20 protein-coding genes are annotated in these 18,441 nt (G+C 72.7%); 9 read left to right on the top strand and 11 right to left on the bottom strand.

Features of this window, described 5'->3' with window-relative positions; translation table 11 throughout:
• Positions 1-34: 34 nt before the first annotated feature.
• Both KRR39_RS06110 and KRR39_RS06105 read right to left on the bottom strand, forming a co-directional pair.
• Positions 35-688 (bottom strand): aquaporin, encoded by a 654-nt coding sequence (locus KRR39_RS06110; protein WP_216941197.1) that lies wholly within the window; start codon positions 686-688, stop codon positions 35-37.
• Positions 689-726: 38 nt separating this feature from the next.
• Positions 727-2,229 (bottom strand): glycine hydroxymethyltransferase, encoded by a 1,503-nt coding sequence (locus KRR39_RS06105; protein WP_216941196.1) that lies wholly within the window; start codon positions 2,227-2,229, stop codon positions 727-729.
• Between the two features lie 338 nt (positions 2,230-2,567).
• On the opposite strand from KRR39_RS06105, the gene KRR39_RS06100 reads away from it, so the two are divergent.
• The 5 genes from KRR39_RS06100 to lpdA all read left to right on the top strand — a co-directional run bounded on the left by KRR39_RS06100 (position 2,568) and on the right by lpdA (position 7,547).
• Complete coding sequence (locus tag KRR39_RS06100) at positions 2,568-4,331, top strand: nitrite/sulfite reductase (RefSeq protein ID WP_216941195.1); 1,764 nt, start codon at positions 2,568-2,570, stop codon at positions 4,329-4,331.
• Positions 4,328-4,498 carry a hypothetical protein gene (locus KRR39_RS06095; protein ID WP_216941194.1) on the top strand — a complete coding sequence of 57 codons (171 nt, stop codon included), beginning with the start codon at positions 4,328-4,330 and terminating at the stop codon, positions 4,496-4,498. Before KRR39_RS06100 ends, KRR39_RS06095 begins: the two co-directional genes overlap by 4 nt.
• The gene (locus tag KRR39_RS06090; protein ID WP_216941193.1) at positions 4,495-5,241 is read left to right on the top strand and encodes a phosphoadenylyl-sulfate reductase; all 747 of its coding nucleotides are present in this window, start codon (positions 4,495-4,497) and stop codon (positions 5,239-5,241) included. The genes KRR39_RS06095 and KRR39_RS06090 overlap by 4 nt, the downstream gene beginning before the upstream one ends.
• 64 nt (positions 5,242-5,305) lie before the next feature.
• Positions 5,306-6,049, top strand: a complete 744-nt coding sequence (locus tag KRR39_RS06085; protein WP_216941192.1) for a sirohydrochlorin chelatase — start codon at positions 5,306-5,308, stop codon at positions 6,047-6,049.
• Between the two features lie 97 nt (positions 6,050-6,146).
• Entirely contained in the window at positions 6,147-7,547 is a 1,401-nt protein-coding gene (gene lpdA / locus KRR39_RS06080) for a dihydrolipoyl dehydrogenase (protein ID WP_216941191.1), read from the top strand.
• Between the two features lie 16 nt (positions 7,548-7,563).
• Here lpdA and KRR39_RS06075 read toward each other — a convergent pair whose 3' ends face one another.
• The 4 genes from KRR39_RS06075 to zapE are packed head-to-tail and all read right to left on the bottom strand — an operon-like array spanning position 7,564 to position 10,638.
• On the bottom strand, positions 7,564-7,947 hold the full coding sequence (locus tag KRR39_RS06075) for a DUF3037 domain-containing protein (RefSeq protein ID WP_216941190.1): 384 nt from the start codon (positions 7,945-7,947) through the stop codon (positions 7,564-7,566).
• Positions 7,944-8,714 (bottom strand): HipA family kinase, encoded by a 771-nt coding sequence (locus tag KRR39_RS06070; RefSeq protein ID WP_216941189.1) that lies wholly within the window; start codon positions 8,712-8,714, stop codon positions 7,944-7,946. The genes KRR39_RS06075 and KRR39_RS06070 overlap by 4 nt, the downstream gene beginning before the upstream one ends.
• A 9-nt stretch (positions 8,715-8,723) precedes the next feature.
• Entirely contained in the window at positions 8,724-9,599 is an 876-nt protein-coding gene (locus KRR39_RS06065) for a PPK2 family polyphosphate kinase (RefSeq protein WP_216941188.1), read from the bottom strand.
• Positions 9,600-9,627: 28 nt separating this feature from the next.
• Positions 9,628-10,638: a cell division protein ZapE gene (gene zapE, locus KRR39_RS06060; protein WP_216941187.1), complete on the bottom strand. Its 1,011-nt coding sequence runs from the start codon at positions 10,636-10,638 to the stop codon at positions 9,628-9,630.
• A 22-nt stretch (positions 10,639-10,660) separates the two neighbouring features.
• Here zapE and KRR39_RS25945 point away from each other — a divergent pair, with 22 nt between their 5' ends.
• Entirely contained in the window at positions 10,661-12,337 is a 1,677-nt protein-coding gene (locus tag KRR39_RS25945) for an ATP-dependent DNA ligase (protein WP_254185549.1), read from the top strand.
• 6 nt (positions 12,338-12,343) lie between these two features.
• Here the strand turns inward: KRR39_RS25945 and KRR39_RS06045 are convergent, their stop codons facing one another.
• Positions 12,344-12,847 (bottom strand): mycothiol transferase, encoded by a 504-nt coding sequence (locus tag KRR39_RS06045; RefSeq protein WP_216941186.1) that lies wholly within the window; start codon positions 12,845-12,847, stop codon positions 12,344-12,346.
• Between the two features lie 72 nt (positions 12,848-12,919).
• Between KRR39_RS06045 and KRR39_RS06040 the strand changes: the two genes are divergently transcribed.
• Positions 12,920-13,426, top strand: coding sequence for a COG4315 family predicted lipoprotein (locus KRR39_RS06040; RefSeq protein WP_216941185.1), 507 nt, complete (start codon positions 12,920-12,922; stop codon positions 13,424-13,426).
• Between the two features lie 16 nt (positions 13,427-13,442).
• On the opposite strand, the gene KRR39_RS06035 is transcribed toward KRR39_RS06040, so the two are convergent.
• Together KRR39_RS06035 and KRR39_RS06030 are read right to left on the bottom strand one after the other, a co-directional pair.
• Positions 13,443-13,595, bottom strand: coding sequence for a hypothetical protein (locus KRR39_RS06035; protein ID WP_216941184.1), 153 nt, complete (start codon positions 13,593-13,595; stop codon positions 13,443-13,445).
• A gap of 105 nt (positions 13,596-13,700) precedes the next feature.
• Entirely contained in the window at positions 13,701-14,765 is a 1,065-nt protein-coding gene (locus KRR39_RS06030) for a DNA polymerase domain-containing protein (protein WP_216941183.1), read from the bottom strand.
• Positions 14,766-14,817: 52 nt separating this feature from the next.
• Between KRR39_RS06030 and msrB the strand changes: the two genes are divergently transcribed.
• Positions 14,818-15,219 carry a peptide-methionine (R)-S-oxide reductase MsrB gene (msrB, locus tag KRR39_RS06025; RefSeq protein ID WP_216941182.1) on the top strand — a complete coding sequence of 134 codons (402 nt, stop codon included), beginning with the start codon at positions 14,818-14,820 and terminating at the stop codon, positions 15,217-15,219.
• A gap of 16 nt (positions 15,220-15,235) precedes the next feature.
• Here msrB and hemQ read toward each other — a convergent pair whose 3' ends face one another.
• Positions 15,236-15,949, bottom strand: a complete 714-nt coding sequence (hemQ, locus tag KRR39_RS06020) for a hydrogen peroxide-dependent heme synthase (RefSeq protein WP_216941181.1) — start codon at positions 15,947-15,949, stop codon at positions 15,236-15,238.
• 4 nt (positions 15,950-15,953) lie between these two features.
• Entirely contained in the window at positions 15,954-17,390 is a 1,437-nt protein-coding gene (hemG, locus tag KRR39_RS06015; protein ID WP_216941180.1) for a protoporphyrinogen oxidase, read from the bottom strand.
• Positions 17,391-17,511: 121 nt separating this feature from the next.
• Here hemG and KRR39_RS06010 point away from each other — a divergent pair, with 121 nt between their 5' ends.
• Positions 17,512-18,414, top strand: a complete 903-nt coding sequence (locus tag KRR39_RS06010; RefSeq protein ID WP_216941179.1) for a DUF4349 domain-containing protein — start codon at positions 17,512-17,514, stop codon at positions 18,412-18,414.
• The last annotated feature ends 27 nt before the right edge of the window (positions 18,415-18,441 follow it).

The following is an 18,441-nucleotide window of genomic DNA, read 5'->3' as shown; positions in this document are numbered from 1 at the left end:
CTCCGGCGCCCGGCGCTCCGCCAGAGGCGCCGGGTCAGCGGGGCTGGGGGGAGCGCCGGACGGCGGGGATGGCCGGAGCGGCGGACGGGGCGACGGCGGCGGCCGCCACCGCGCCGGCCGTCTCCGCGACGAGGTAGACCCAGATGCCCGGCCACCCGAACCCGCCGTCGACGGTCATCCCGAACGCGACCGCGGGGTTGAACGCCGCCCCGGACACGCCGCGGACGGTGAGCGACCCGACCAGCACCACCACGCCGACCGCGACGCCGTAGAGGACGTTCTGCTCCTGGAACGGCGAGACCCGGGTCGACAGCACGACGTAGACGATCGCGAACGTGAACAGGAACTCCACGAGCAGGGCCGGGACGACGGCGCCCCCGGTCACGTCCACGGCGTCGGGGAGCCGCGGGAACGCGGTCATCGTGAGCAGCGCCGCGGCGAACGCGCCGGCCAGCTGCGCGGCCCAGTAGGACCAGAGGTCGGCCAGCGACAGCTGGTGCCGGAGGTACGTCGCGAGCGTGACCGCCGGGTTGAAGTGACCGCCGGAGAGGTGCGCCCCGGCCCACACGGCGGCGACCACCACGGCCGCGACCGCGAAGGCGGCCAGCTCGGGGGGCGCCACCGACGTGCTCAGGAAGGTGAAGACGAGGAAGAACGCGCCGAGGAACTCCGAGAGGTAGGGGCGCACACCGGTGGTTCGCCGGTGGTGCGCCCCCCGGATGGGTCTCAGCGCAGCTCGAGGCCCGGGTAGAGCGGGTGCTTGTCGAGCATCTCGGCCGACGCGGCCTTGGTGCGGTCCGCGACGCCGTCCGCCAGGACGTAGGAGGCCTTGGACGGCGTGCCGGCCTTGGTGCTGCCCGGCGTCGTCCCGGACAGCACGCCGACCACGAGCTCGGCGACCTTGTCGAACTCGTCGTGGCCGAAGCCGCGGGTGGTCAGCGCGGGGGTGCCGAACCGGATGCCCGAGGTGTACCAGGCGCCGTTCGGGTCCGCGGGGACCGAGTTGCGGTTGGTGACGACACCGGCGTCGAGCAGCGCCGACTCGGCCTGGCGGCCGGTGAGGCCGAAGGCCGACACGTCGAGGAGCACGATGTGGTTGTCGGTGCCGTCGGTGACCAGCTTGGCGCCCCGGGACATGAACCCCTCGGCGAGCGACTTGGCGTTGTCGGCGATGTTCTGGGCGTAGGTCTGGAACGCGGGCTGGCGCGCCTCGGCCAGCGCGACCGCCTTGGCCGCCATCACGTGCGAGAGCGGGCCGCCGAGCACCATCGGGCAGCCGCGGTCCACGGAGTCGGCGTACTCCTCGGTGGCCAGCACCAGACCGCCGCGCGGGCCGCGCAGCGACTTGTGGGTCGTGGTGGTGGTGATGTGGGCGTAGGGCACCGGGTTCTCCTCACCGGTGAACACCTTGCCCGCGACCAGACCGGCGAAGTGCGCCATGTCGACCATCAGCGTGGCGCCGACCTCGTCGGCGATCTCGCGCATCTTGGCGAAGTTCACCCGGCGGGGGTAGGCGGAGTAGCCGGCGATCAGCACCAGGGGCTTGAACTCCTTCGCGGCCGCGCGCACCTTGTCGTAGTCGAGCAGGCCGGTCTCGGGGTCGGTGCCGTAGGAGCGCTGGTTGAACATCTTGCCGCTGATGTTCGGGCGGAAGCCGTGGGTGAGGTGGCCGCCGGAGTCCAGGGACATGCCGAGCATCCGCTGGTTGCCGAGGTCCTTGCGCAGCGTCTCCCAGTCCTCGTCGCTGAGCTCGTTGACGTTCTTGGCGGCGTACCTCTCCAGCGCCGGCGACTCCACGCGGTGCGCGAGGATCGACCAGAAGGCGACCAGGTTGGCGTCGATGCCGGAGTGCGGCTGGGCGTAGGCGTACGGCGCCCCGAACAGCTCGCGGGCGTGCTCGGCGGCCAGCGACTCGACGGTGTCGACGTTCTGGCAGCCGGCGTAGAACCGGTGGCCGACCGTGCCCTCGGCGTACTTGTCGCTGAACCAGGTGCCCATCGTCATCAGCACCGCGGGCGAGGCGTAGTTCTCGCTGGCGATCAGCTTGAGCGAGGACCGCTGGTCGCGCAGCTCGGCGCGTGTGGCCTCGGCCACACGGGGCTCGACCGACGCGATCACCTCGAGCATCGCGTCGTACGCCGTGCTGGCGGTCTTGGCGAGGCTCTCCTGGTCCGACGACCGGTCGGCGGGGCCTGCAGGGGACGACTGGGCAGCGTTCGACTCCGTCATGGCAGACAGCCTAGTGACGCCCCGCGCGGGGCACGAGGGGCCGGTCACTGTTTCACATCCTGGACGCTCGTCTCACATCATAAGATCGCAGTTTGTGGGACCGGCGTCCGAGCCGTGAGACTTGCCCTCATGATCAGCTCCGCAACGGCGACGCACCTCGTGGGACGACTCCACGTGGACCTCGGTCGTACGCGCAGCATGATCTGTCTGTCCTGGCCCACCGCCTGACCGCCCAGCCTTCCAGCCGGGCGCGCGGTCGCCGGGACACCCTCTCGACAACGAAGTCGGAGGCTGCCTGCGTGCGTCGTGCGTCTCTTCTCCACCAGGAGCGCAGCACCGTGACACCCACCCCCGCCACCACCCCCGCCGGCAGCCCCGCCAGCACCCCGGCCTCGACCGGTCCCGGCCGGTCCGGCCGCCCCCGCCCCAAGCGCGGCGAGGGCCAGTGGGCCCTCGGCTACCGGGAGCCGCTGAACCCGAACGAGCAGTCCAAGAAGGACGACAACCCGCTCAACGTGCGGGCGCGCATCGAGAACATCTACTCCAAGCGCGGGTTCTCCTCGATCGACGGCGGCGACCTGCGCGGCCGGTTCCGCTGGTGGGGCCTCTACACCCAGCGCAAGCCCGGGCTCGACGGCGGCAAGACCGGTGCGCTGGAGCCCGAGGAGCTCGACGACGAGTACTTCATGCTCCGCGTCCGCTCCGACGGGGCCCTGCACGGCCCGGCGCAGCTGCGCGCCCTCGGCAGCATCTCCACCGACTTCGGGCGCGACACGGCCGACATCACCGACCGGCAGAACATCCAGTACCACTGGATCCGCATCGAGGACGTGCCGACCATCTGGCAGCGGCTCGAGGCGGTCGGCCTGGAGACCCAGGAGGCCTGCGGGGACTCCCCCCGCGCGTTCCTGGGATCGCCGGTCGCGGGCGTGTCGGCCGAGGAGACCATCGACGGCACCGCGGCGCTCGAGGAGATCAAGCGCCGCTACATCGGCAACCCCGAGTACTCCAACCTGCCGCGGAAGTTCAAGACCGCACTGACCGGCCACCCCAGCCAGGACGTGGCGCCCGAGGTCAACGACGTGTCGTTCGTCGGCACCACGCACCCGGAGCACGGCCCCGGCTTCGACCTCTGGGTCGGCGGCGGGCTGTCCACCAACCCGATGCTCGCCAAGAAGCTCGGCGTGTGGATCCCGCTCGACGAGGTGGCCGACGCCTGGGAGGCCGTCATCTCGGTCTTCCGCGACTACGGCTACCGGCGGCTGCGCTCGCGGGCTCGCCTGAAGTTCCTCGTCCAGGACTGGGGCGTGGAGAAGTTCCGCCAGGTGCTGGAGGAGAAGTACCTCCACCGCGCGCTGGTCGACTGCGACTCCCCGCCGGTCCCCACGGCGACCGGCGACCACATCGGCGTCCACCCGCAGAAGGACGGCCGTTTCTACGTCGGCGTCGCGCCGACCGTCGGCCGGATCTCCGGCACCGTGCTCACCCGGCTCGCCGACGCCGTCGAGGCGCACGGCGCCGAGGGCGCCCGCTTCACGGCCTACCAGAAGCTCGTGGTGCTCGGCGTCGCCGAGGACCAGGTCGCCGGACTCGTCGCCGCGCTCGAGGAGATCGGCCTCTCGGCCACCCCGTCCAACTGGCGGCGCAGCACGATGGCCTGCACCGGCATCGAGTTCTGCAAGCTCGCGATCGTCGAGACCAAGCAGCGCGCGGCCGACCTGGTCGCCGAGCTCGAGCGGCGCTTCCCCGAGCTGGACACGCCGATCACGGTCAACGTCAACGGCTGCCCCAACGCCTGCGCGCGCACCCAGGTCGCCGACATCGGCCTCAAGGGCCAGCTCGTCCTGGACGCCGACGGCAACCAGGTCGAGGGCTTCCAGGTGCACCTCGGCGGCGGGCTCGGCCTCGAGCCGCAGTTCGGCAAGAAGCTGCGGGCCCACAAGGTCACCAGCACCGGGCTGGACGACTACGTCACCAACGTGGTCAGCGCGTTCCTCGAGCAGCGCACCGAGGGCGAGCGGTTCGCGACCTGGGTCGGCCGCGCCGAGGACGACGCGCTGCGCGGCGAGGTCGGCCACCGCGAGCTGGAGGTCGTCTCGTGAGCGGCGGCCGCGGCATCCCGTTCCACTGCCCCTACTGCGGCGACGAGAACCTCCGGCCCAACGAGGAGTCGCACGGCGCCTGGGAGTGCCACGCCTGCCTGCGCGCCTTCTCGCTCAAGATGCTCGGCATGATCGACCGCCCCACCCGGACCGAGGCCCCGAGATGACCACTGCCACCACCGAAGCCGCCCGTGCCTTCAAGGGCACGAGCACCGCGGGACGCTCCGAGGCGGAGCTCCAGCAGCTCGTCCGGCACGCCGGCGCGGAGCTGGAGCTCGCCCCCGCCGAGGTGATCATCGAGTGGGCCGTCGCGACGTTCGGCGCCCGCTTCGCGATCACCTCCTCCATGGGTGACGCGGTGCTCGCGCACGTCGCCGGCCGGGTCGCCCCGGGCGTCGACGTGGTGTTCCTCGACACCGGCTACCACTTCGCCGAGACCATCGGCACGCGCGACGCCGTCGCCGCGACGCTGCCGGTCAACCTGATCAACATCACCCCCGTCCAGACGGTGGCCGAGCAGGACGCGGCGTACGGCAAGGACCTGTTCGACCGGGACCCCGACCTGTGCTGCGCGCTGCGCAAGGTCAAGCCGCTCCAGGACGCGCTGGAGTCCTACGACGCGTGGGCCACCGGGCTGCGGCGCGACGAGACGCACAACCGGGTGATCGCGCCGGTCATCGGCTGGGACGAGAAGAAGCGCAAGGTCAAGGTCTCGCCGCTGGCCCGCTGGACCGGCGAGGAGGTGGACCGGTACATCGCCGAGAACAACGTGCTGGTCAACCCGCTGCAGTACGACGGCTACCCCTCGATCGGCTGCTGGCCGTGCACCCGCCGGGTCGCGCCGGGCGAGGACCCGCGCAGCGGCCGCTGGGCCGGCACCGGCAAGACCGAGTGCGGCATCCACCAATGAGTCACCCCACGACCAGCACCACCGACAGTGTTGTCGGGCCCGTCACCGACAGGAGGCCCCTCCCATGACCGCACCCGCCCTCGTGGCCCTCGCCCACGGCAGCCGCGACCCCCGCTCCGCCCGCACGATCAAGGCCCTCGTCGACGAGGTCCGCGCCATGCGCCCCGACCTGCGTGTCGAGCCGGCGTTCCTCGAGCTGGCCAAGCCGTCCTTCGCCCAGGTCGTCGACCGGCTGGTGAAGGCGGGGTACGACGAGATCGTCGTCGTCCCGCTGCTGCTCACCGAGGCCTACCACGCCAAGGTCGACGTGCCCGAGGCGATCGCCGCGGCCACCGCCCGCCACGAGAACCTGCGGATCCGGGCCACCCACGTGCTCGGCCTGGAGCCGGTGTTCCTGGAGGTATTGGACCGCCGGCTGCGCACCGCGCTCAGCGACGCCCGGATCCGCGAGCTCGACGCCCTGGTGCTCGCGGCGGCCGGCTCCTCGGACCAGCTCGCCAACCAGGCCGTCGCCCGGCTGGCCCGCATGTGGGGCGCCAAGCACAAGCTGCCCACGGTGGCGGCGTTCGCGTCGGCCGCTCCCCCGGCCACCGGCGAGGCCGTCCGGCAGTTCCGCGCCGAGGGCCGCCGGCACATCGCCGTCGGCTCGCTGTTCCTGGCGCCCGGCCTGCTGCCGGACCGGGCCGCGGAGCTCGCCGTCGAGGCCGGCGCCGTCGCCGTGTCGGAGCCGCTCGGTGCCGACCCGGAGGTGGCCCGCACGATCCTCGCGCGGTACGCAGTCGGCGCCGTCGAGCTCGTCCCGGTCTGAGCGGCCACCCCGAGGTGCCTCGAGCCGACCGCCGCCCGGACGTGATGTCCGGCACCGTCCTCGCGCTCGGTTCGCGGCACCCCCTAGGCTCTCGGGCATGAGCTCTCACTACGACGTCGTCGTCCTCGGTGCCGGCCCCGGTGGGTACGTCGCTGCCATTCGCGCCTCCCAGCTCGGCAAGAGCGTCGCCGTCGTGGAGGACAAGTACTGGGGCGGGGTCTGCCTCAACGTGGGCTGCATCCCCTCCAAGGCCCTGCTGCGCAACGCCGAGCTCGCGCACATCCTGACCCACGAGAAGGACAAGTTCGGGATCACCGGCGACGCGTCGATGGACTTCGGCCCGACGCACGCCCGCAGCCGCACGGTGTCCGAGGGCATCGTCAAGGGCGTGCACTTCCTGATGAAGAAGAACAAGATCACCGAGGTGGACGGCTGGGGCACGCTGACCGGTCCCAAGACGCTGGACGTGAAGAAGAAGGACGGCTCCACCGAGCAGCTGACCTGCGACAGCCTGATCATCGCCACCGGCGCGACCACCCGGCTGATCCCGGGCACCTCGCTGTCCGAGCGCGTGGTGACCTACGAGGAGCAGATCCTCGACGCCGACCTGCCCGAGTCCATCGTGATCGCCGGCTCCGGCGCCATCGGCGTGGAGTTCGCCTACGTGATGAAGAACTTCGGCGTCGACGTGACGATCGTGGAGTTCCTCGACCGGATGGTGCCGACCGAGGACGCCGACGTGTCCAAGGAGCTCCTCAAGCACTACAAGAAGCTCGGCGTGAAGGTGCTGCTGAAGACCAAGGTCGAGTCGATCGACGACTCGGGCGACAAGGTCAAGGTGAAGGTCTCGCCCGCCGACGGCGGGGAGACCCAGGTCATCGAGACCGACAAGGTGCTCCAGGCGATCGGCTTCGCCCCGCGCGTCGAGGGCTTCGGCCTCGAGGCCGCCGGCGTGCAGCTGACCGACCGTGGCGCGGTGGCGATCGACGAGCTCGGCCGGACCAACGTCGAGGGCGTCTACGCGATCGGCGACTGCACCGGCAAGCTGATGCTGGCGCACACCGCCGAGGCGATGGGCATCGTGGCCGCCGAGACGATCGCCGGCGCCGAGACGATGCCGGTGGCGTTCGACTTCATCCCGCGGGCGACGTACTGCCAGCCGCAGATCGCGTCCTTCGGCTACTCCGAGGAGCAGGCCAAGGAGAAGGGCTACGACGTCAAGGTCGCGAAGTTCCCGTTCTCCGCCAACGGCAAGGCCCAGGGCCTCGGCGACGCGGTCGGCTTCGTCAAGATCGTCGCCGACGCGAAGTACAACGAGATCCTCGGCGCCCACCTGATCGGCCCCGACGTCACCGAGCTGCTGCCGGCGCTGACGCTCGCGCAGCGCTGGGACCTCACCGCCGACGAGGTCGCCCGCAACGTGTTCGCGCACCCGACGCTGTCCGAGGCCGTCAAGGAGGCCGTCGAGGGCATCGCCGGCCACATGATCAACCTCTGACCACCCGGAGCGTCGATCAGCGGACCAGGCGGTCCAGCAGGTGCTCGAGCTCGGCGGACGGGTCGGTGGTGGTCCCGCCGTGCACCGGCCCCGGCTGCACGACGGTGCTGCGCGGTGCCTTCACGAACCCGAACCGGGTGCCCCGCGCGGCCCGGCCCGCCGCGCCGGCGGACTCGTCGCCGCGGCAGACCGCCTCGACCGCGGCCAGCGCCGAGCACACCGCGTCCACGTCCACGTCGGGGCTGAGCGCGACCAGGCGGTCCCGGTCGACGTGGCAGCGGGCCTCGAGCACCTCGGCCTGCTGGCAGTAGACGACGACGCCGACGTTGACGAACTCCTCGCGGTCCACGCGCGGCACGCAGCGCAGCACGACGTACTGGAACGGCATCCGCGCGGTCATGCCGCGCCCGTGACCGGCAGCCAGGAGCGCTCGCCGCTCACCCGGGCCAGCAGGAACGCGGTGTACGACGCCCGCAGCTCGGCCGCCGAGGCCGCACCGGGGACCGGCTCGAGCCACTCGTCGGGGACCAGCGCGAGCACGTCGTGCAGCAGGTCGGCGGTCACCCGGGGCGCCAGCGCCGCGTCGAGGTCGGGCACGGCGGAGCGGTGCGCGGCCAGGACGTGGTCGGAGGCGTCGTAGGGCTGGTGGGCGAACCGCTCGGCCGACCCGACCCCGCCGGACCAGCCGTGGTGGAAGTACAGGCAGGCGCCGTGGTCGATCGCCCACAGGTCCCCGTGCCAGACCAGCAGGTTCGGGTTGCGCCAGCTGCGGTCCACGTTGGCGGTCAGCGCGTCGAGCCACAGGATCGAGGCGGCCACCGTGTCGTCGGGGGTGTAGCCGGCGTCGTACCCGAACGAGCCGGGCAGGAAGTCCACGCCGAGGTTCAGGCCGATGCTCGCGGTGAGCAGGTCCTGGACCTCCTCGTCGGCCTCGTACTTCCCGATGGCCGCCTCGAGGTCGACCGCCACCAGGTCCGGGGTGCGCACGCCGAGGGCGCGGGCCAGCTCGCCGACCACCACCTCGGCGACCAGGACCTTGAGCCCCTGGCCGGCGCCGCGGAACTTGCAGACGTAGGTGCCGAGGTCGTCGGCCTCGACGATGCCGGGCAGCGAGCCGCCCTCGCGCAGGGGCGCGACGTAGCGGGTCGCGGAGACGGTGCGGATCACGGCGCGAGACTACCGGTGCGCCGAGGGCACCTCGCCGGTCAGCCGGGCCCGCTCGTGCGCGACGTCGAAGTCCGGGCCCGGCCAGGTCGGGTCCATCGCGGCCAGCGTCTCGCGCAGCACGTTCGCCACGGCCAGGTCGCGGTACCACTTGCGGTCGCTGGGCACGACGAGCCAGGGCGCGTGCTCGGTGTTCGTCTTCTCCAGGGCGACCTCGTAGGCCTCCTGGTAGGAGCCCCAGCGCTGCCGCTCGTCGATGTCGCCGGGGTTGAACTTCCACAGCTTGGTGGGCTCGTCCAGCCGGGCCAGCAGCCGCTGCTTCTGCTCCTCGGCGGAGATGTGCAGCATGAGCTTGACCAGCACCGTGCCCTCGTCGGCCAGCCGCTTCTCGAAGGCGTTGATCTGCCGGTAGCGCGCGCTGATCTCGCGGCGCGGCACGAGCTTGCGCACCCGCGCGATCAGCACGTCCTCGTAGTGCGAGCGGTCGAAGACGCCGATCATCCCGGGCCCCGGCACCTCGCGCTCCACGCGCCACAGGAAGTCGTGCCGGAGCTCGGCCGGGGTCGGCGCCTTGAACGCCTTGATGTGCAGCCCCTGCGGGTCGACCAGCGCCATCGCGTGCCGCAGGATGCCGCCCTTGCCGGAGGTGTCCATGCCCTGGAGCACCACCAGCACCCGGCGGTTGCCGCCGCTGACGCCCTCGGCGTACAGCCGCTCCTGCAGGTCCGAGAGCTCCTTGCCGAGCGCGTACAGCGCAGCCTTGCCCTTCTTCTTGGACCCGTCGAAGCCGGGCTTGCCGTGCGCGTCGTACGTCGACAGGTCGACCGGACCGCGCGGGACGGTCAGCGCCTCGGTGGTGGACGGCTGCTTCTTCCTCGACTTCGCCATGCCAGCAGTGTGCCCAGCCGGCGACGGTTCAGGCCTCGACGTCCGCGCCCTCGCGGGCCAGGGCCACCAGCCGGCTGATCGCCCGGAAGTACTTCTTGCGGTAGCCCCCCTCGAGGAGCTGCGGGGCGAACAGCGCGTCGAAGGTGACGCCGCTGGCGACCACGGGCAGGTCGCGGTCGTACATCCGGTCGGCGAGCACCACCAGCCGCAGCGCGACGGCCTGGTCGTCGACGGTCCGGACGTCCTCCAGGCACACCACGCGCACCCCGTCGAGCAGGGCGCCGTACTTGCTGGGGTGCACCTGCGCCAGGTGCCGGCTGAGATCGACGAAGTGGTCGAGGCTCGCCCCCTCGCGCTCGGCGGTCCGGCGGACCGTCTCCAGGTCCGGCGCGGCCGGCGCCTCGGGCAGCCCGCGGTGCCGGTAGTCCTCGCCGTCGATGCGCACGGACTCGAAGGCCGCGGCCAGCCCCTGGATCTCGCGCAGGAAGTCGTCGGTGGCGAAGCGGCCCTCGCCGAGCCTGCCCGGCAGCGTGTTGGAGGTGGCCGCCAGCCGCACGCCCGCCTCGCGCAGCCGGGTCAGCAGCGTGGAGACCAGCACCGTGTCGCCCGGGTCGTCGAGCTCGAACTCGTCGACGCACACCAGCGTGTAGGACGACAGGGCGGCGACCGCGTCGTGGAAGCCAAGCGCGCCGACGAGGTGGGTCAGCTCGACGAACGTCGCGAACAGCTTGGGCCCGGGCGCCGTGTGCCACAGGGCCGCCAGCAGGTGGGTCTTGCCGACGCCGTAGCCGCCGTCGAGGTAGACCCCGCCGGAGCCGGCCTCGCTGGTGGACCGGCCCCAGCGGCGCTTGCGGGGCCGCTCACCGACCGTCCCGGCGAAGGCCTGCAGCACCTCGACGGCCTGCGCCTGGCTCGGCTGGCCCGGGTCGGGGCGGTAGCTCGCGAAGCTCACGTCGGCGAACCGGGGCGGCGGCACCAGCTCGGCGACCAGCCGGTCCGCGGGCACGCGAGGGTCTCGCTCGGTCAGGTGGATCGGCATCCGGTCAGCCTACGATGAGGGCGTGGATCTCCCCGTGATGCCTCCGGTCCAGCCGATGCTCGCCAAGTCCGTGAAGGGCATCCCCGACCCCGCCAAGCACGGCGGGCTGCTCTTCGAGCCCAAGTGGGACGGGTTCCGGGCCCTGGTGTTCCGCGACGGCGACGAGGTCGAGCTGGCCAGCCGCAACACGAAGCCGCTCACCCGCTACTTCCCCGAGGTCGTCGAGGCCGTCAAGGCCTCCCTGCCCGAGCGCTGCGTCGTGGACGGCGAGATCTTCGTGGCCATCGGCGACCGGCTGGAGTTCGAGCGGCTCCAGGAGCGGATCCACCCGGCCGACTCCCGGGTGCAGATGCTGGCCGAGAAGACGCCGGCCGGCTTCGTCGCGTTCGACCTGCTCGCGCTCGGCGACGAGTCGCTGGTGGACCAGCCGTTCGAGGTGCGCCGGGCCCGGCTCGAGGAGGCGCTCGCGGGCGTCGTACCCCCGATCCACCTGACCCGCACGACCGGCGACCCGGCCGAGGCCGAGCGGTGGTTCAGCTCGTTCGAGGGCGCCGGGCTGGACGGCGTGGTCGCCAAGCCGCTCGGGGCGCCGTACACCCCCAACGGCCGCACGATGCTGAAGATCAAGCACGAGCGCACCGCGGACGTGGTCGTCGCGGGCTACCGGCTGCACAAGACCTCGACCCCGGAGCACCCGCTGCTCGGCTCGCTGCTCCTCGGCCTGTACGCCGACGGCCGGCTGCAGCACATCGGCGTCTCGGCGTCGTTCACCGCCAAGCGGCGCGCCGAGCTGGTCGAGGAGCTGCAGCCGCTGGTCTGCTCCGACCTCTCGGAGCACCCGTGGGGCGAGTGGAGCGAGTGGGCGATCGCGAACCCCGACCGGGTCCCGGGCACCCAGAGCCGGTGGAGTGCGGGCAAGGACCTGTCGTTCACGCCGCTGCGTCCCGAGCGGGTCGTCGAGGTGGGCTACGACCACATGGAGGGCAACCGGTTCCGGCACACCGCGCAGTTCAAGCGCTGGCGCCCGGACCGCGACCCGGAGTCCTGCGGCTACGAGCAGCTCGAGGAGGTCGTCAGCTACGACCTGGCCGAGGTGCTGGGGGGGCTGAGCGGCTCCCGGGGGCCCGGGCAGGACTACGCTGTGGGCATGAGCGAGCCGACGACCTACGACGTGGTGCTGCTGGTCGAGCAGCCGCTGTCTGCCGAGGATGCTGCCCAGGTCCGGAGCCTGCACGGAGACGTGGAGGACCCGGTCCGCTACCACGTGCTGCTGCCCGTCGAGGACGCCGCCGCCCGGGTCGAGTCCGCGATGGGCTCGATCGCGGCCAGCGAGGTGCTCGCCTCCCCCGCCCTCGTCATGGACAGCCAGGACATCGCCGAGGTGCAGCGCGAGCTGCTCGAGCGGGCGCGCACCGACTGCGACGGCTGCGTCAGCAAGCTCAAGGGCCAGGGTGCCGACGTCTCCGGCGAGGTGGTCAGCGCCGAGCCCATCGAGGCGCTCGCCGCCAAGGTCGCCGAGGTGCGGGCCGCGGAGGCGATCATCCTGACCCGCAAGCACGTCATCGCGGAGTTCTTCCACGTGGACTGGACCTCGCGGGCCCGCCGCAAGATCGGCGTGCCGATCCTGCACCTGCTCGAGCACGAGAACTTCGACGAGCAGTCCGAGCACTACGGCGGCGAGGGCGTCACCGGCCTCTGAGCCGGCTCACTCGCCGACGTCCCCCCCGGCGAGCTCGACCGCCACGTCGAGGTGCCCCGCGTGCCGGGCGTACTCCTGCAGCACGTGGAAGCAGATCCACGCCAGAGTCGCCGGCTCGCCGTCGAAGCGCGGGCCGGGCGGCGCGTGCTCGTCGAGCCGGTGCCCGGCCAGCACCGCGGTGGTCCGCTCCCCCACCTCCTGCAGCTGCGCCACCACCTGGACGGCGGTCACGTCGGCCGGCGCGTGCCACCGGCCGTCGAGGTCGTCGCCCCACGGGTCGTCGACCGGCTCGCCCAGAAAGCCCCAGACGAACCAGCGGCGCTCCATGTGGGCCAGGTGCACCAGGAGCTCGAGCGGCGACCAGCCCGACGGCAGCCGGGACGCGCGCTGCTCGGCGGCCGGCAGGGAGGCCACCTTGCGGGCCACGGTCCGCCGGTAGAACTCGAGGTAGCGGGAGAACAGCGCGGCGGGGTCCGCCGTGCCTCCGCCCGGCTCGGGGAACTCGCTCATGCCCGCACCGTAGCCGGGTGAACCCGGGGACGCCCGCAACCGTCTTTCCTGGTGTCCCCCAGGAGGTCCCTCATGATCAAGCTCCTCGTCCTCGGCGCCGTCCTGGCAGCCGGTCTCAGCGCCTGCGGCGGCTCCTCCCCGTCCACCACCAGCAGCTCGGCCGGATCCTCCCCCGCGGCCTCCGGCGCGGTGCTCGCCCCGGCCCACACCACGCTGGGCACCGTCCTCGTCGACCACTCCGGCCGCACCGTCTACCTGCTCACCGCGGACACTCCCGGCCACTCCAGCTGCACCGCGCAGTGCCTGGCCTACTGGCCGTCCGTCGCGCCGACGTCCTCGACCACCCCGCCGCCCGGGGTCTCCGCGCCGGTCGGCAGCGCGAAGGTCGCCGGGGGCGGCTCGACGGTCACCGTCGGCGGCTGGCCGGTCTACACGTTCGTCCAGGACTCGGCTCCCGGCGACGTCAAGGGCGAGGGCGTGAAGAGCTTCGGCGGCGTCTGGTACGCCGTGTCGCCGTCCGGGCACGCGGTGATGCCCGGTGCCGCGGCGTCGCCGTCCTCGGGCCGCGGCGGCTACTGAGCGCCGCGCCGGACCCTCAGCCCGCCGCCCTGCCGGAGCGGGGCCGCAGCAGCCCCGTGATGCGCCCGTGCCGGTAGAGCTGCGTGTAGTGACCGCGGCAGTAGCCGTGCGCCACCGGCGCGAACCCGCAGCCCTCCACGAAGCACTTCGTCCTGAACCGTGGAGCCATCGCCATGCACCCCCTGCCGTCGTGCCCGCCGAGGTCCCCCCGGACAACGGCGTCCCTCCAGCGTCTCGGGCACGGGGAGCACGGTCAATGATCCCTTCGGGTCGCTCAGGACTCGTCCTCCCAGTGCGCCGCGACCTTCTTGCTGGGCTGCACCCGGGGTGGCTCGCCCGGCATCTTCGGGTAGTCCGGCGGGTAGGACAGCTCCACCGAGCCCTGCTCGACGAACAGGTCCAGCAGCGGCGTGAGGTCGCAGTGCACGTCGTCGATGGCCGCGTGCACGTCGCCGCGCTCGGCGAACCGCTCCGGGACGGTGAACAGGTTGTAGGCCCGCGGGTCCTCGACCTCGGCGAGCTCGTCCCACTCCATCGGCGTGCTCACCGGCGCGCCCGGCTTGGGCCGCAGGCTGTAGGCCGAGGCGATCGTCCGGTCGCGGCTGTTCTGGTTGTAGTCCACGAAGATCGCGTCGCCGCGCTCCTCCTTCCACCACTTGGTGGTCACCCCGGAGGTACGTCGCTCCAGCTCGCGCCCGAACGCGATGGCGGCGTGCCGCACGTCGACGAAGTCCCACCGCGGCTCGATCCGGACGTAGACGTGCACGCCGCGGTTGCCGCTGGTCTTCGGGAAGCCCACCATCCCGAGGTCCGCGAGCAGCTCCCGGGCGACGCCGGCCACCCGGACCGCGTCCCGGAACCCGGTGTCGCCGTGCGGGTCGAGGTCGATCCGCAGCTCGTCGGGCAGGTCGGGTGCGCTGCGACGTACCGGCCAGGGGTGGAAGGTCAGCGTGCCCATCTGGGCGGCCCAGGCCGGCACCGCGAGCTCGGTGGGACAGATCTCGTCGGCGGTGCGGCCCGAGGGGAAGGTGATGGTGGCGGTCTCGAGGTACGGCGGGGCGCCCTTGGGGACCCGCTTCTGGTAGAACGCGTCGGCCTTGTCGCCGTACCCCGTGCTCAGCACGATGCCCTCGCGCACCCCCTTGGGCCAGCGCTCCAGGGCCGTCGGCCGCTCGCGCAGCGCGCGCATGATGCCGTCGCCGACGGAGAGGTAGTACTCCACCACCATCAGCTTGGTGACCTCGGCGGTGTGCTCGGTGGCCTCGTAGATCACCCGGTCGGGGCTGGACACCCGCACCGCGCGTCCGTCGGCGTCGACCTCGGTCGCTGGGCTGGCCATGGCGGCAGCCTAGACGGCGCACCCCGTTGGAGCGTGAAAGTAGGGTGGGGACATGGCTTACGAGGTGCAGAAGACCGACGAGGAATGGCGCGAGCAGCTCTCGCGTGACGAGTACGCCGTGCTGCGCAAGGCGGGCACGGAGCGGGCGTTCACCGGGGAGTACACCGACACCAAGACCGTCGGGGTCTACCGGTGCCGCGCGTGCGACGCCGAGCTGTTCAAGTCCGAGACCAAGTTCGACTCACACTGCGGCTGGCCGTCGTTCTACGCGCCGCTGGCCGAGGACCGGGTGGAGTACATCGAGGACACCACGATGGGCATGAAGCGGGTCGAGGTGCGCTGCGCGAACTGCGGCTCGCACATGGGCCACGTCTTCGACGACGGCTACGGCACGCCGACCGGGCAGCGCTACTGCATCAACTCGATCAGCATGACGCTGGAGCCGGAGGAGTAGTCCGCCCCGCTGCCGGCTACGGCAGGTCGGTGACCAGCTCGGTCGGGGTGCGGCGGCGCCCGGTGTAGAACGGCACCTCCTCGCGCACGTGGCGCCGGGTCTCCGAGCCGCGCAGGTGTCGCATCAGGTCGACGATCCGGTCGAGCTCGTCGGCCTCGAACGCGAGCAGCCACTCGTAGTCGCCGAGCGCGAAGGACGAGACGGTGTTGGCGCGCACGTCGGGGTAATCGCGCGCCATCATGCCGTGCTCCATCAGCAGCCGGCGCCGCTCGGTCTCCTCGAGGAGGTACCACTCGTAGGAGCGCACGAACGGGTAGACGCACACGTAGGCCCGCGCCTGCTCGTCGGCCAGGAACGCCGGGACGTGGCTCTTGTTGAACTCCGCGGGGCGGTGCAGGGCCATCTGCGACCACACCGGGTCGAGCCGGGCACCGAACGTCGTACGACGGAAGCGGTGGTAGGCGTCCTGCAGCTCGTCGGCCGTCGACGCGTGCCACCACACCATCAGGTCGGCGTCCGCGCGCAGGCCGGCGACGTCGTAGAGCCCGCGGACGGTGACGTCGGCGTCGTCGAGCTCGGCGAAGAGCTTCTCGACCTCCGCCGCCTCGCTGGCCCGGTCGCTCTCGCCGAGGACGTCGCGCAGCTTGAACACCGACCACATCGTGTAGCGGATGGTCTCGTTCAGGTCCTTGGCGGCCTTGCCCTGGTTCGGGCGCTTCGACTCGGTCATGGGCTCATTCTCCCGCGAGCCCCAAGGCCGCGACGACCTGGGTGGCAGCGACCTCCGCGGACGCCACGCAGGCCGGGATCCCCAGCCCGTCGTACGCCGCACCGCAGACCGCGAGACCGCCGGCCGAGGCCACCGCCGAGCGGATGTTGCGGACCCGCTCGAGGTGCCCGACGGCGTACTGCGGCAGGGCCCCGCCCCACCGCTGGACGTGCGCGTCGACCGGCCGGACCGAGAGCCCCACGGCGTCCGCGAGGTCGGCCAGGGCCAGCGAGACGAGCCCGTCGTCGGGACGCTGGAGCAGCTCCTCCTCGCGGTGCCGCCCGAGCGAGCAGCGCATCACCACGACGTCGTCGGCCTCCCCGGCGGCGCGGACCCAGTCCCACTTGGCGAACGAGAACGTCGCGGCCTTCACCGAGCGCTTGTCGACCGGCGGCACCAGGAACCCCGAGCCCGGGGTGTCGGGGAAGTCGCGGGCCCGGAACGCGAGCGTGACGATGGCCATCGAGGCGTACTCGATCCGGGCCAGCTCCAGCGCGGCGTGCGGCACCACGTCGGCCAGCAGCCGTCCGGTCGCCCGGGCCGGGGTGGCGAGCACCACGGCGTCGGCGTGCAGCACCTCGGCGTCACGGGTCGAGCCCACCACGAGGTTCCAGCCGCCCTCGGCCGCGCGGGCCAGGTCCCGCACGGTCGCGTCCGTGCGCACCTCGAGCCCCGCGGAGGCGACGACGGCGCCCGGCAGCCGGCCGATCCCGCCGGCCAGGCCGGCGAACACCGGCACGTCGGAGGTCTGCTTCAGCGCGTCGGCGGCCGCCCGCATCATCGACCGGTCCCGGTCCAGCAGCGCCACGACCTGCGGGACCGCCGCGCGCGCGGAGATCTCCCGGGCGTGGCCGGCGTAGACCCCGCCGAGCAGCGGCTCCACCAGACGGTCGACGACCTCGCGGCCGAAGCGCTCCTCGACCAGCCAGCCGACGCTGACGTCCTGGCCGTCCAGGTGGGTGGCCGGCAGCCCGCGCTCCACCGCGACCCGGGCCAGGCCGGACGCGGACAGCACGCCGCTGTCGGCGAGCGCGCGGGCGTCGGCGGGCACGCCCATCAGGGTGCGGGGCATCGGCCGCAGCCGCCCGCGCGACCAGAGGTTCGCGGTCGTCGTGGCCGGGTGCACGATCCGGTCCCCCAGACCCGCGTCCCGGGCCAGTGCGACCGCCTCGGGGCGCCGGTTGAGCATCGACTCGGCGCCCACGTCGACGGTGACGCCGCCGACCTCGGCGAGCGCGAGCTTGCCGCCGATGGCGGGCCCGGCCTCCAGGACCAGGACGTCGGCCTCCGGCGCCGTACGACGGACGGCCGCCGCCGCCGCGAGCCCTGCGATGCCGGCGCCGACCACGACCACGCGGGGCGGCGGCGCCGCGGCGCCACGGGTACGGGAGGAGGGGGTCACGGTCCCAGGTTGGCAAAGCCCTGGGCGCGGCCGTCGACCGGGTGGAACCCGCGGGCCCCGGGCCGCGTCACAGGGGCAGTCGCGCGGCGGTCCCGCCGCCAGTCAGGGGACGGGGAGCGTCATGGGGAACAGGTCGGCCAGGCGGCTGGTGGCGGCGGGGGCGCTGCTCGCGCTCGGCGCGCTCGCGGGGTGCAGCGGCGGCAGCGGGAACAGCGACGCGATGTCCGGGTCGGGCGGGTCGGTGAGCGCGGACCGGGCCGAACCGGCGCCGGCCACGGACGGCGAGGCTGACCTGAAGCCCGCCCCGGGCGCGAACCGGGCCGCGGTCAGGACCCCGTCGGTGATCCGTACCGCCGAGCTGTCGATCACCGCGAGGGACCTCGGGGCGGTGCGGGCGGACGTCGACGGCCTGCTCGCCGCGGTCGGCGGGTCGATCGGCACCGAGCAGACCACCCACGACCGGAAGGGCCGCGTGCAGAGCTCGACCCTGGTCCTGCGGGTGCCGGTCGACCGGTTCGCGGCGACCAAGAAGGCGCTGATGGGGATGGGCCGGCTCGAGACCTCCGACGAGTCCGCCAAGGACGTCACCAGCCAGGTGATCGACGTCGACGAGCGGGTGCAGACGCTGCAGAACAGCCTCGACGACCTGCAGCGCTACCAGCGCGGCGCGCGGGACGTGAAGGACCTGCTGGACTTCGAGGAGAAGATCACCGAGCGGCAGGCCGAGCTGCAGTCGCTGAAGGCGCAGCAGGCCTACCTCGACGACCAGACGTCGCTGGCCACGATCACCGTGCACCTCTCCACGCCCGCGACGTACGTCCCGCCCCCGGACGCCCTCAGGGACGCCGGCTTCCTCAGCGGCCTGAAGGCCGGCTGGAACGCGCTCGGCGACGCCGTCGTGGTGACGCTGACCGTGCTGGGCGCGCTGCTGCCGTTCCTGCTGGCCGGGGCCCTGGTCGGCGTACCGGCCTGGATCGCGCTGCGGGCCCTGCTCCGCCGCCGCACCGCCCCCGATAGTCCGTGACGGACTTGTCGCCGAGGGGGTGCTCCG

The organism is Nocardioides panacis, assembly GCF_019039255.1.
Classification (GTDB): Bacteria; Actinomycetota; Actinomycetes; order Propionibacteriales; family Nocardioidaceae; genus Nocardioides_B; species Nocardioides_B panacis.
The sequence above is the reverse complement of the archived record's forward strand: the minus strand, read 5'-3'. Positions and strand labels throughout refer to the sequence as shown.

Coding starts and splice junctions, on each gene's coding strand:
- zapE (WP_216941187.1), bottom strand. CDS start 10,638: ATGCCGATCCACCTGACCGAGCGAGACCCTCGCGTGCCCGCGGACCGG.
- KRR39_RS06075 (WP_216941190.1), bottom strand. CDS start 7,947: ATGACCGCGCGGATGCCGTTCCAGTACGTCGTGCTGCGCTGCGTGCCG.
- KRR39_RS06065 (WP_216941188.1), bottom strand. CDS start 9,599: ATGGCGAAGTCGAGGAAGAAGCAGCCGTCCACCACCGAGGCGCTGACC.
- KRR39_RS06040 (WP_216941185.1), top strand. CDS start 12,920: ATGATCAAGCTCCTCGTCCTCGGCGCCGTCCTGGCAGCCGGTCTCAGC.
- KRR39_RS06035 (WP_216941184.1), bottom strand. CDS start 13,595: ATGGCTCCACGGTTCAGGACGAAGTGCTTCGTGGAGGGCTGCGGGTTC.
- KRR39_RS06045 (WP_216941186.1), bottom strand. CDS start 12,847: ATGAGCGAGTTCCCCGAGCCGGGCGGAGGCACGGCGGACCCCGCCGCG.
- KRR39_RS06105 (WP_216941196.1), bottom strand. CDS start 2,229: ATGACGGAGTCGAACGCTGCCCAGTCGTCCCCTGCAGGCCCCGCCGAC.
- KRR39_RS06090 (WP_216941193.1), top strand. CDS start 4,495: ATGACCACTGCCACCACCGAAGCCGCCCGTGCCTTCAAGGGCACGAGC.
- msrB (WP_216941182.1), top strand. CDS start 14,818: ATGGCTTACGAGGTGCAGAAGACCGACGAGGAATGGCGCGAGCAGCTC.
- KRR39_RS06010 (WP_216941179.1), top strand. CDS start 17,512: ATGGGGAACAGGTCGGCCAGGCGGCTGGTGGCGGCGGGGGCGCTGCTC.
- KRR39_RS06085 (WP_216941192.1), top strand. CDS start 5,306: ATGACCGCACCCGCCCTCGTGGCCCTCGCCCACGGCAGCCGCGACCCC.
- KRR39_RS06030 (WP_216941183.1), bottom strand. CDS start 14,765: ATGGCCAGCCCAGCGACCGAGGTCGACGCCGACGGACGCGCGGTGCGG.
- lpdA (WP_216941191.1), top strand. CDS start 6,147: ATGAGCTCTCACTACGACGTCGTCGTCCTCGGTGCCGGCCCCGGTGGG.
- hemQ (WP_216941181.1), bottom strand. CDS start 15,949: ATGACCGAGTCGAAGCGCCCGAACCAGGGCAAGGCCGCCAAGGACCTG.